The 12,017-nt window shown below is 62.8% G+C and carries 10 protein-coding genes; all 10 read left to right on the plus strand.

Annotated elements, in window-relative coordinates:
* Positions 1–991 (plus strand): IS30 family transposase (locus tag BMW90_RS25400; protein ID WP_211569044.1); only part of this gene is annotated, 991 nt, incomplete at its 5' end.
* A 278-nt stretch (positions 992–1,269) separates the two neighbouring features.
* Complete coding sequence (locus BMW90_RS25405; RefSeq protein ID WP_074840506.1) at positions 1,270–2,613, plus strand: ABC transporter substrate-binding protein; 1,344 nt, start codon at positions 1,270–1,272, stop codon at positions 2,611–2,613.
* A gap of 76 nt (positions 2,614–2,689) precedes the next feature.
* Positions 2,690–3,991 carry a carbohydrate ABC transporter permease gene (locus BMW90_RS25410; RefSeq protein ID WP_074840508.1) on the plus strand — a complete coding sequence of 434 codons (1,302 nt, stop codon included), beginning with the start codon at positions 2,690–2,692 and terminating at the stop codon, positions 3,989–3,991.
* Entirely contained in the window at positions 3,988–4,812 is an 825-nt protein-coding gene (locus BMW90_RS25415; protein WP_074840510.1) for a carbohydrate ABC transporter permease, read from the plus strand. Before BMW90_RS25410 ends, BMW90_RS25415 begins: the two co-directional genes overlap by 4 nt.
* Positions 4,812–5,858, plus strand: a complete 1,047-nt coding sequence (locus tag BMW90_RS25420) for an ABC transporter ATP-binding protein (RefSeq protein ID WP_074840512.1) — start codon at positions 4,812–4,814, stop codon at positions 5,856–5,858. Before BMW90_RS25415 ends, BMW90_RS25420 begins: the two co-directional genes overlap by 1 nt.
* Positions 5,855–7,279 carry a glycerophosphodiester phosphodiesterase gene (locus BMW90_RS25425; protein ID WP_074840514.1) on the plus strand — a complete coding sequence of 475 codons (1,425 nt, stop codon included), beginning with the start codon at positions 5,855–5,857 and terminating at the stop codon, positions 7,277–7,279. The genes BMW90_RS25420 and BMW90_RS25425 overlap by 4 nt, the downstream gene beginning before the upstream one ends.
* Complete coding sequence (locus tag BMW90_RS25430; protein WP_074840525.1) at positions 7,272–8,288, plus strand: LacI family DNA-binding transcriptional regulator; 1,017 nt, start codon at positions 7,272–7,274, stop codon at positions 8,286–8,288. The genes BMW90_RS25425 and BMW90_RS25430 overlap by 8 nt, the downstream gene beginning before the upstream one ends.
* Before the next feature lie 14 nt (positions 8,289–8,302).
* Positions 8,303–9,118 carry an inositol monophosphatase family protein gene (locus tag BMW90_RS25435; protein WP_170850631.1) on the plus strand — a complete coding sequence of 272 codons (816 nt, stop codon included), beginning with the start codon at positions 8,303–8,305 and terminating at the stop codon, positions 9,116–9,118.
* Positions 9,119–9,932: 814 nt separating this feature from the next.
* Positions 9,933–10,961: a sugar ABC transporter substrate-binding protein gene (locus BMW90_RS25440; protein ID WP_074840519.1), complete on the plus strand. Its 1,029-nt coding sequence runs from the start codon at positions 9,933–9,935 to the stop codon at positions 10,959–10,961.
* A 139-nt stretch (positions 10,962–11,100) separates the two neighbouring features.
* A partial coding sequence (locus BMW90_RS25445) for an ABC transporter permease (RefSeq protein ID WP_074840521.1) occupies positions 11,101–12,017 on the plus strand: 917 nt, incomplete at its 3' end.

A 12,017-nucleotide genomic window follows, 5' to 3' on the forward strand; every position in this document is an offset into this window, starting at 1 on the left:
GGCCCATACAGAGCTGAATTTACGCGAACGACGTGCGATCGAGGATATGCTGTACACGAAAGTGCCGGTCAGCAGGATTGCGGCGGAAATCGGCAGGCACCGCTCGACGATCTATCGCGAGAGCAAGCGCAACTCCTTCAGCGACGAGGAACTACCGTATCTGGACGGCTACTACGGGATCAATGCTCAGCGTTATGCCGCCGCCCGGCGCACCCGTCGTCGCAAGCTGATCCGGCTGCCCGAGCTGCGCGAAGCGGTGATCGACCGCCTCAAGGAAGGTTGGTCTCCCGAGCAGATCGCCGGCCGCCTCGGGTTCGAAGGCCAACCCATCCGCATCAGCCACGAGACGATATACGCCCATGTCTACAGCCGCGAAGGTCAGTCCGCCGCGCTGGCGCGGTATCTGCCCAGCCGCCGCAAGAAACGCAAACCGCGCTATGCCAGACGCCCGCGCGGCCTTGTTTTCCCGCCGGATCGGTCGATCCATGGACGGCCGGAGTATGTGAAGACCCGTGAGACATTTGGTGAATGGGAAGGCGATCTGATGATCTTCGAGAAGGCCCAGGGCAAGATGAACGTGGCTTCGCTGGTGGAACGCAAGACCCGTTTCGCCATGCTGTTCCGCAACAACGACCGCAGCTCGACGCAGTTCATGAACCGTCTGATGGACGTGATGGTCTCCCTGCCCCAACCGGCCCGCCGCTCGATCACCTTTGACCGCGGTCTCGAATTTCGCGAATGGCGCAAGTTGCAGCCCGGGATCGGCACCGTGGCGTGGTTCTGTGACCCGCAGGCGCCGTGGCAAAAGGGCTCGGTCGAGAACCTGAACAAGCGCGCGCGCCGTTACCTGCCTAGGGACACCCAGCTCGCGGCGCTCTCAAATCCCAAGATGAAGGCGATTTGCGACCGCCTGAACGGCACGCCCAGAAAGTGCCTCGGATGGCGAACCCCGACCGAGGCATTCCGGGAAGAGATGAAGAAGCTGAGATAGCGGAAACTGTCGCAACGAGGCTTGAGACAACATGGCGGCAGAGCACCAACCTGCAGACTCTCGTTATGAATGAGGGACCAGCAGGGGGCAGGTCGTCTTGCTACGTCCTGCTGTCCACTGACTTTCGCACCCGGGCTGATGGTGGAATATCCGCGGCCGCCGTTTTTTCACGTAAATGACACTTAACACACAGGCCGCTGTTACAAAGATCGTCGAGAGCTGTGCACACGTGTGCAACCCAATGCCGCGTGCGCCCCACAGCTTGGAGATTCGATCCCATGAAAAAGATGACTAGCGCATTGGCGCTGATCGCCGCCACGGCCGCCGCGCCGGTTCTGGCAGAAGACATCACCATCACAGTCTGGGCCGGCGGGTCCAATGACAGCGACCACTACCGCATAGACAACATCCGCATTGCCGCCGACATGCTGTCGCGCGAAGCAGCCATCCGCGGCGAAGAGTTGAACATCACCGTCGAAGGCAAACGCGATTTCGACGGCTGGGACGGCTTCAAACAGGCCGTGACCCTCGGCGCCGAAGCGGGCAACGCCCCCAATATCGTCGTCACCTCGCATCTGGACATCGCCCCCTGGGCCAGCGCCGGCTACATCGTCCCGGTCGAGGACTACGTCGATCTGGACGCCTGGCCGCTGAACAACATCTACGGCAACCTGATGGAAATCGCGACGTTTGACGGCATGCAGTGGGGTGTGCCCCAGGACGCGGAAAGCCGCCCGTTCTTCTATTGGAAAGAGACCTTCGCAGCGCTCGGCTACAGCGAGGCGGACATGGACGCCATGTCTGCCCGTGTCGAGGCCGGTGAATACACCCTGCGCGACATGCTGGCCGATGCCAAGAAAGCCGTCGACATGGGCCTTGTCGAAAAAGGCTACGGCTTCTATCCGCGCGTGTCCAACGGGCCGGACTACGCTCAGTTCTATCAATCCTTCGGCGGTGAGCTGACGGACACCGAAACCGGCAAGCTGCTGTTCGACCGCACTGCCATGACCGAGATGTACCAGTTCTTTGTCGACGCGGTGGATGCCGGTGTCACCCGAAGGAACCACATCGGCACCGAATGGGACCAGTGGTATTCCGAAGTTGCCAATGGCAAAGCCGCGTTCTGGCACGGCGGCACATGGCATTATGGTCGCTATACCGGCAAGGAAGGCAACGAAGACTTCTTCGGCACCGTCGGCTTTACCCTGATCCCGGCCGGCAATGATGCGGGCCGCGCCAATACCGTGACCCACCCGCTGGTCTATCTTCTTACCGATCAGAAAGACGACCGCGTCGAGGAAATCGCCGCACAACTGGTCGCCATCGCGTCCGAGCCGCGCCTGAACGCGCTGCATGCGATCAAGTCGTCGCACCTCGCCATCGGCAAGGCCGAAGCCGGTCTTGACCTCTATTCCGGTGACCGCTGGGCCGCCGAGGCTACCGAAGTCCTGCTGCCGCACGCCAATGCGCAACCGAACCACCCCAGCTACGGAGCGTTTTCGGAAGCGATGTTCAAGGGCCTCGAAGCCGCCTGGACCGGCGTTCAGACCCCCGAAGAAGCCGTGGCCGAAGTGGAAGCGCAACTGACCGCCACTCTGGGCGACGAGCTGATCGTTCGCTGAGCCTGATCCGGCTGAAATCCGGCGACGGCGCGCACAATCAGCCCGCCGTCGCCCCTGTTCAATCACGAGGTGCCACATGACCCGACAGACCCTTTTGGGCTTGGGCTTTCTCAGCCCCGCGTTGCTGGCGGTAATGATGTTCTTTCTACTACCCGTTGTGCTGACGGTGGTTTTTGCCTTTACGAACATGAGCACCTCGACCGGCATTCTGGGCGGCGAATACCAGATCAGCGAAAGCGACCTGCGCCGCCTGCCGGCAGTGGGTGTTGGCGAGGATGCGGTGGCCCTGTTGGCAGGTGCCGGATACGCGGTGCAGCCCGAAACACTGGCCCTGTTTGCCGCCGAATTCGGCGAGGACCGCGCCGCAGAGCTGGACAAGCTGCATGGTGGCGCAAAGTTCGACGACCAGCGGGCCATGGAACGGGCGCTGAAAGAGCTGCGGCGAAACCCGCTGCGCAAGGTCCGCGACCGCAAGACGGCGGCAGACCTGTTCCGCGTCTCGATCCTTGGTCAACGGTTCGCCACCCGGGATGATTTCGCCTTGGCGATCACCGATCTTGGCGTGCCAGAGCGCGACCGCCTCGCGCTGACCGAGGCGGCCTATACCGGGTGGACCTTTACCACCCAGAATTTTGAGTTGCTGTGGGAATTGCCTGCCACATGGCGTTATGCGCTGAACTCCGTCATCTACGTGGTTCTGACGCTTGGCTTCAACGTGGGCTTCGGTCTATTCCTTGCGCTGTCGACCTTCTATCTGCCAAGCCGCACGGCCCAGACGTTTCGGGCCATCTGGTTTTTGCCGCGAATCCTGCCCCCTGTGCTCTATGTGCTGATGTGGCAATGGCTGACATGGGATCAGGGCTTTATCTCGGCCATGCTGCGTCCCTTCGGCATCGAGCCGATCAACTGGATGCGCCACACCGCCACCCATGCCTGGACCTTTATCGTGCTGATCAATGGCTGCGTGGGGGCGTCGTTGGGAATGATCCTGTTTTCCTCCTCGCTGCGCGCGATCCCCGAAACGCAATTGTTCGCGGCCCAGGTGGACGGGGCCAACCGCTGGCAACAGGTGCGCCATGTGCTGTTGCCGCAGATGCGCTGGCCGATCCTGTTCATCACCTCTTACCAGACGCTGTCACTGCTGACCTCGTTTGAATACATCCTGCTGGCCACCGATGGCGGCCCGGGACGCCAGACCGAGGTCTGGGCCCTGGCCGCCTATCACACCGCGCTTTCGAACTATGGCGGCAATCTCGAATACGGGTTGGGGGCCGCCTATGCGCTGGCGCTGGTGATCATCGGCATCCTGCTGTCAGCGCTGTACCTGCGTTTCTTCAAATTCAGCGAACTCGTTGCAAAACCGAGGATCGAACAATGAACACCAAGGGAAACTGGATGCTGATCCTCGCGCTGTCGCTGATCTCGGCGCCGCTGGTCATCATGTATGGCTTTCAGTTGATCGACAGCGTTTCGCGTCCCGCGCCCGGCGGCATCATCCCGCAGGAATGGGAGCTGACCAACTGGCGCTTCCTCTGGACCAGCATCGACAGCGCAAGACCGTCGATCTGGCGGGTGACCTTCAACACATTCGTCTTTGCCAGCGCGACCGCGCTTTTGGTTTGTGCCTTCTCGATCACCGCCGCCTATGCGCTGTCGCGGCTGAACTTTCCAGCGCGGCGGTTCTTCTTGGCCGGGTTGATCATGCTGCATGCCTTTCCGACCATCACCCTGATCATCGCGATCTTCATCGTGCTGCAATTTCTCGGGCTCTACGACAGCCTGATGGGCGTGATCCTTGTGAAAGCGGCACTGGAATTGCCCTTTGGCATCTGGATCATGAAAGGCTTTTACGATTCCGTCCCGTGGGAGATCGAGATGGCGGGCGTGCAGGACGGCGCCTCGCGGTTCCGGGTCTGGCGGGAACTGATCCTGCCGCAGGTCAAACCGGGCCTTTCGGCGCTGTTGATCTTTTCCTTCCTCGCCGGCTGGTCGGAATTCATCCTGCCGCTGGTGCTGGCGCCCGGCGCCGATGCCCAGGTTCTGGCCACCTACATGAACGCGGTCATCGCGGACGACACCCGCCCCGACTACGGGCTCTTCAAGGCGATCGGCATGTTCTACGCATTGCCGGTCATCGCCGTTTACCTGCTGTTCCAGAAACGGCTCATGAACATTTATGGCGGAGGCACGAAAGGCTGATGCGGATCGAACTGCAAAACTTTACCAAACGCTTTGGCGACACCACCGTCATCGAGGACATGTCGCTTTCGGTCGCCTCCGGCGAGATGATCGCGCTGCTGGGGCCGTCGGGCTGCGGCAAGTCCACCACGCTGTTTGCGATCAGCGGCATCCACCGGATCGACGGCGGCACGCTGCATTTCGGGGATCGGGACGTGACCCGCCTGCCGCCGCAGGACCGGCCCGTCGGCGTGGTGTTCCAGAACTATGCGCTTTATCCTCACATGAGCGTGGCGGACAACATCGGCTTTCCGCTCAGGGTGCAAAATCTCAAACCGGCCGAGATCAAACGCCGCGTGGGCGAGATGGCGGAACTGGTTCAGATCGGCAATCTTCTGGCCCGCAAACCGCAACAATTGTCCGGCGGCCAGCAACAGCGCGTGGCGCTGGCACGCGCGCTTGTGCGCAAGCCCGATGTGTTGTTGCTGGACGAACCGCTGGCCAATCTCGACGCCAAGCTGCGGCTGGAAATGCGCTCGGAAATCCGCAGGCTCCAGCGCGAAACCGGCATCACCGCGATCCTTGTCACCCATGACCAGATCGAAGCCATGTCGATGTGTGACCGCATCGCCCTGATGAAGGATGGCCGGATCGAACAAATCAGCACTCCCGGCGACATGTACGAACGTCCCGCGTCCCGCTATGTGGCCGGGTTTCTGGGCAATCCGCCGATCAGCTTCTTACGGGCCGAGGCCAAAGGCCAACTGACAATCGGCGCCGACAACGCTCTCCCCCTGCCCCATGGCACCGCGGCCCGCGGGCCGATCACGCTGGGCGTGCGCCCCGAACATTTCGGCCCGCAGCATCGCGGGCCATCCATCGCCGGGCAGGTCAGTTTCATCGAGCCGCAAGGCCGCGAAGACCTGATCGACGTGACCCTGCCCTGCGACCAACGGCTGCGCGCCATCGTGCCCGCCGGCCATGACATCGCGCTGGGACAACCCGTCACCTGGCAGGTTGACCTGTCTCGCGTGCATCTGTTTGACGCCGAAGGAGCCCGCCTGTGACCGCATCCCCCGACTGGACCCGCCCGGACCGCCCGTATGCCATCGCCCACCGGGGCGCTTCCGCCTATGCGCCTGACAACACGCTAGAGGCATTCCGCATCGCCAGCGCGCTTGGCGCGGAAATTTGGGAAGTCGATATTCGCATATCGTCCGACGGCCAGATCATCGCGTTCCACGACAAGATCCTGTCGGACGGGCGCAAGATCTCTGACACAAGCTTTGCCGAAATCCTCGCCCACACCACGGCGGAAAACCGTCCCTGCCCCCTGTTGCGGGATGTGGTGGCCGAGGCCGCGATGCTGGGCACCGGCATCTACGCCGATATCAAGGACACCCGCGCAACCCTGCCAGTGCTGCATATGCTGCGCGATCACGGCATCACCCGCGCCATCCTTGGCGCCTTTGACCGGGAGGCCGCAAAGCTTCTGGCCGAAGCCGACAGCCCCTACCCCCGGTCCGTGCTTGTGCCGCTGGGCGCGGAGCCCTTCGCCTATGCCCAAGGCGCGGATGTGATTCACCTGTGCTGGGAACATATGGACCGGCCGCAAGACACGCTGACCGACGCCCTGTTTGAACGCGCCTTTGCCCAGGGCCAGCGCTTCGCGATCTGGCACGAGGAAGACCCGGAGCGCATGGCCGCTATCCGCACCCGCCCGGTGATCGGCATCTGCTCGGACCGGCCCGAACTGGTCAACCAGCCGGGGCGTGGCCTGCGTTTTCAGACCGTGTGCCATCGCGGCGCCAACAAATTCGCGCCGGAAAACACCCTACCAGCGCTGGAATGCGCGCTGGCGGCGGGCTTTGACTATATCGAATGCGATCTGCATCACACCGCCGACGACGAGATCGTCATTCACCACGATGCCACGCTGGAAAGAACCACCAATGGCGCCGGCCCGATCAGTGATCACACCCTGGCCGAATTGCGCGCGCTCGACGCCGGTGGCTGGTTCAGCCCGCATTTCGCCGGAACCCCGGTTCCGACACTGACCGAAGTCCTAAACCTGCTGCACCGCTATGACGGACGCGCCTATCTTGAGCTCAAATCCGCGCCCCCGGCCCCGGTCTGGCAAGCGGTCTGCGCGGCGGGATTGCAGGATCGCGTGTTTTTCTGGTCATTCGATCACGCCAAGCTGCAAGCTCTGCGCGCTCTTGCCCCACAAGCGAACATCATGGCGCGGCGGCAGGATTATCCAACGCTTGCGGATACGCTGGCCGATCTTGCGCCGCAGATCGTGGAATTCACCTTGCCCGAAGGCACGGGGGATTTCTCCGCCGTTCGCGCTGCAGGCGCATCGGTCATGCTGGCCGCAATGGCCGGTGATGCCGGCACCTTGGCGCAGATCGTGGCCGCCGCGCCTGACCTTGCCAATGTCGACCATCCCTTTGCGCTTGCCCGATTGGTGCGCGCCGATGGATGACCACCGTCGACCCACATCTTACGACGTGGCGCGCATGGCCGGGGTCTCGCGATCTGCGGTGTCGCGCTGTTTCACTCCCGGTGCCAGCATCGCGGATGACACCCGCGCCAAGATCATGGAGGCCGCGCGCGCTTTGGGCTATCGCACCAACGCACTGGCGCGGAACCTCAAATCGCAGCGATCGCAGCTGGTCGCCATCCTTGCCTCGCGGCTGGACACGCCGTTTCGGGCGCGGCAGGTGAAACACCTTGCCCGCGCGCTGATTTCCGAGGGGTTTCGCCCGCTGCTTCTGACCGCTGATCACAGCGATGATCTGGAGCCCTTGCTCTCGTCGATGCTGGATTACAACCTCGCCGGGATGATCGTGACTTCGGATACACCGCCCGCCGCCGTGACCGAGGAATGTCAGCGACTGCGTGTGCCCGTTGTATTGATCAACCGCAACCCCGGCTCCAGCGGCGGCGACCGGATTCAGCTCGACCCCGATGCCGCTGCCGAGATCGTGTTCGACATGCTGCACGCGGCGGGTGCGCGCCGTTTTTCCGTGCTGCGCCCCAAGGATCGGACATTCACCGTGATCGGCCGGGTCAACAGCTTTTGCGAACTGGTCCACGCCAGGGGGATGCCCTGTCAGGTGATGCCCTGCGATGGCCAATCCTTTGAGGCCGGGCGTGATGCAATGCGCCGCCACGAAGCCACCCTGCGTTCCTGCGATGGCCTCTTTGCCGCGAATGACTTGCTGGCCTGCGGCGCGCTTGACGGGCTTCGCGGTGATCTGGGGCTGCGCGTGCCACAGGACATTGCCGTTGTCGGGTTTGACGACATTGAACAGGCCAGCTGGGCGTCTTATGATCTCAGCACCGTGCGCCAAGATGCCGGCACACAGGCCGCCATGGCGGTCGAGGCAATGAGCTACCGACTGCAAACACCGGATGCCCCGACACTGGTGACACATCTGCCGCTGCACCCGGTGGCACGGGGCACCACAGGAAAGATCGAACAACCATGAACATGCAGGGCCGATTGTCCTTTGCCGCCGCTCTGGCCCGAGAGGCCGGAACGCTGGCCCGTGACATGCGCGCGGCCCATGGGGGGCTGACCATCGACGCCAAGGGGCCGCAGGATTTTGTCACCGCCGCCGATCTGGCGGTGGAGTCCCTCATCCGCACACGCCTTGCGGAACACTTCCCCCAAGACGCCATCATTGGCGAAGAGGGCGGACGCCGCGGCGATACCTCCTCTGGCGAGGTCTGGATCATCGACCCGATCGACGGTACGACGAATTTCCTGCGCGGCATGCCGGACTGGGCCGTGTCCATTGCCTGTGCCAGCGCGAGCGAAATCGTTTTGGGTGTGATCTTTGCGCCCGATCTGGATCTGCTGTGCGAGGGGCTGTTGTCCGGCGCCCCCGTCGCACGCAAGAATGGCGTTCCCCTTCAGGTGGACGCTGGATGCGCCGCTGCCAAAGCGCTGATTGCCGTCGGCTGGTCGCCGCGCACGCCCTTTGCCGATCATGCCGCGTTTCTGGAACGGATCGTGGCGCAGGGCGGCGAATTCCGCCGCAGCGGCGCGGCCACCATTGGCCTGATCGGTGTCGCCTCGGGCTGGGTCGACGCCTATGCGGAGCGCGAGTTGAACCTGTGGGATGCCGCCGCCGGCATCGCGATTATCAAGGCCGCGGGCGGCACGGTGGTGGCCCCCGCCTTTACCCCGGAGCTGACAGCCCCTGCGCCCTTCCTTGCGCTCGCCCGCGCAGATCATGAATTGGCACCCCTGCTGCGTGACAATGTATTGGGTGACACTTTCCGGGATGAACCGCAGGCCGACACCAAACGATGAGATTTGCTGACCAAGGTGGACGCCAAAAAACGGCGCTCGTTCAAGCGCAGAACGCCGGACGAGGCATATTGGCAGGGTCGAGATCAGATTTTGGCGGCATGAAAGCCAAGACCGATACACCTTGGGACAGCCGCTGAACTGTCCAGAGAACCGAAATCGACCAAGGCGAGGCCAAGACCACGGCGCCCTGGTCGCAGGCCGAGATAGTGGCGCGTCCGGGTTGATCCTGGCCGAACGGACGGTTGTCCGATCTTGCCTCGCTGGGGTTTGCCTCGGATCACCAGATTTGCGTCCACGCGAGTTCGGAAGATCCCTGAAATCGCATTGGGGGACGGACCGGTGGCCTGAGTCGCCTCTGCCTTGGTCAATTGCCCATCCTGCGGATCAACTTGAGGATCAGGTGCTCGTTGTAGTTCCCCGCGGCGACCTCGTTGGATCGCCTTTGGCGGTTTGACCGGAGTAGCGCCTCTCGGTCAGAAGGCGACGCATCGGGCCATGTATCACTTTGATTTTTGGAGGGTCTCACCACATTGGCCGACGCTGCGATAGTAAGATTTCTTGCCAGTTTGACAAGCAGCGGCGCGGGTCAGAGTGCACCATTACTTACTTTCGAATGAATTATTTATTGACTCGCGAGCCCTTCACGTTCTACCCAGAGCCCGCGTCTGCCGAAGAGATTTACAGCAGGTGCCTCGCTCCGGTTGCATGTTGCGACCGCAACAATAGACTGTCCGAACCAGACACCATTAATTACTTCATCAGGAAGTTTTATGGTTCCAAAACCTCGGACAACAGAACGACTTTTGGAGGAAACATGACCCTTAGAACCTGTGTTACGGCACTCGCCACTCTCGGTGCAGCCTCGTTTGCCGGCACCGCATATGCCGGCAGCCACGCGGCTGGCGCCTGCCTGATCACCAAGACCGACACCAACCCGTTTTTCGTCAAGATGCGCGAAGGTGCGACCGCCAAGGCCGAGGAACTGGGCGTCGCGCTCAATACCTATGCCGGCAAGGTGGATGGCGACAACGAGACCCAGGTTGCTGCGATCGAAACCTGCATCGCCAATGGCGCCAAGGGCATCCTGCTGACCGCATCGGACACCTCTGCCATCGTTCCCGCCGTACAACAGGCGCGCGATGCCGGCATTCTGGTGATTGCGCTCGACACGCCGCTCGATCCGATCGACGCCGCCGACATGACCTTTGCAACCGACAATTTCAAGGCGGGCGAGCTGATCGGCCAATGGGCCGTCGCCTCCCTGGGTGACGAGAGCGCCAACGCCAAAATCGGCCTGTTGAACATCAATATTTCGCAGCCCTCTGTAGGGGTTTTGCGGAACCAGGGTTTCCTGCAAGGCTTCGGCATCGATCTCGGCGACCCGGGCAAATGGGGCGATGAAAAGGATCCGCGCATCGTCGGGCACGATGTCTCGGAAGGCAACGAGGAAGGCGGTCGCAAGGGGATGGAGAACCTGCTGGCCCAGGATCCGGAAATCAACGTGGTCTACACGATCAACGAACCCGCCGCCGCCGGCGCCTACGAAGCGCTGAAGGCCATCGGCCGGCAGGAAGATGTGCTGATCGTCTCGGTCGATGGCGGCTGCCCCGGAATCGACAATATCGAGGCGGGGATCATCGGAGCGACCTCGCAGCAATACCCGCTGAAGATGGCCGCGCTGGGGGTCGAGGCGATCGCGACCTTCGCCGAAACCGGCGAGAAGCCGGAAGCAACCGAAGGCAAGAATTTCTTCGATACCGGCGTGGCGCTGGTGACCGACCATCCGGCCGACGGCGTCGAGTCGATCTCGGTCGCCGAGGGCAAGAACCTCTGCTGGGGCTGATCGCCTGACTGTCCGGGCCGCACCGGCGGCCCGGGCGGTTCTCTGACTCTCTGACGTGGAACGCTCCGGCGGGTGACCTGCCCGCCCCCGTTTCTATTCCCGTGCCCGGACCCACCCGGCACAACATCTGGAGGCACTCATGTCCAACTCGGACAATTACGAAGCCGCAACCCAGGACGCCTCGACCGACGTCGCGTCGTTCGAGGAGAACCACAAGGGGCTGGTCGGCAAGTTCCACGACCTGCTGCACACGACACCGGCCCTTGTGCCTCTGATCGTGCTGGTCTCAGCGATCATCTTGTTCGGCCTGCTGCTGGGCAGCCGGTTCTTCTCGCCCTTCGCCATGACGCTGATCCTGCAACAGGTGCAGATCGTCGGTGTGCTGGCGGCGGCGCAGGCGCTGATCATCCTGACCGCCGGGATCGACCTCTCGGTCGGCGCCATCGCGGTGCTCTGTACCGTGGTGATGGGCAAGGTCTCCTTCGACTACGGCCTGCCGCCGGTCTTCGCGGTGATCGCGGGCCTCGCCGTCGGCACCGGCATCGGCGCGGCCAATGGCTGGCTGGTCAGCCGGATGAAACTGCCGCCCTTCATCGTGACGCTGGGCATGTGGCAGATCGTGCTGGCCGCCACCTATCTCTATTCCGCCAATGAAACCATCCGGTCCCAGGACATCGAGGCCGAAGCCCCGTTCCTGCAATTCCTCGGCACCACTTTCGACGTCGGCGGCGCGCGGTTCACCCTCGGCGTCTTCCTGATGATCGTGCTGGTGGCGGCGCTGGCCTATGCGCTGCGCTCGACCGCCTGGGGCCGGCATGTCTATGCGGTGGGCGACGATCCCGAGGCGGCACAGCTCGCCGGTGTCGACGTGCACCGAACGCTGATGTCGGTCTACATGCTGGTGGGCTTCATCTGCGCGCTGGCGGGCTGGGTGATGATCGGACGCTTCGGCTCGGTCTCGCCCTCGGCCACGACCGGCGTGATCGGCAACATCCAGGCGATCACCGCCGTGGTGATCGGCGGCATCTCGCTCTTTGGCGGGCGCGGCTCGATCCT

The sequence above is a fragment of the Marinovum algicola genome (assembly GCF_900109145.1).
GTDB classification, from domain to species: domain Bacteria; phylum Pseudomonadota; class Alphaproteobacteria; order Rhodobacterales; family Rhodobacteraceae; genus Marinovum; species Marinovum algicola.

Coding starts and splice junctions, on each gene's coding strand:
- BMW90_RS25405 (WP_074840506.1), top strand. CDS start 1,270: ATGAAAAAGATGACTAGCGCATTGGCGCTGATCGCCGCCACGGCCGCC.
- BMW90_RS25410 (WP_074840508.1), top strand. CDS start 2,690: ATGACCCGACAGACCCTTTTGGGCTTGGGCTTTCTCAGCCCCGCGTTG.
- BMW90_RS25420 (WP_074840512.1), top strand. CDS start 4,812: ATGCGGATCGAACTGCAAAACTTTACCAAACGCTTTGGCGACACCACC.
- BMW90_RS25430 (WP_074840525.1), top strand. CDS start 7,272: ATGGATGACCACCGTCGACCCACATCTTACGACGTGGCGCGCATGGCC.
- BMW90_RS25415 (WP_074840510.1), top strand. CDS start 3,988: ATGAACACCAAGGGAAACTGGATGCTGATCCTCGCGCTGTCGCTGATC.
- BMW90_RS25440 (WP_074840519.1), top strand. CDS start 9,933: ATGACCCTTAGAACCTGTGTTACGGCACTCGCCACTCTCGGTGCAGCC.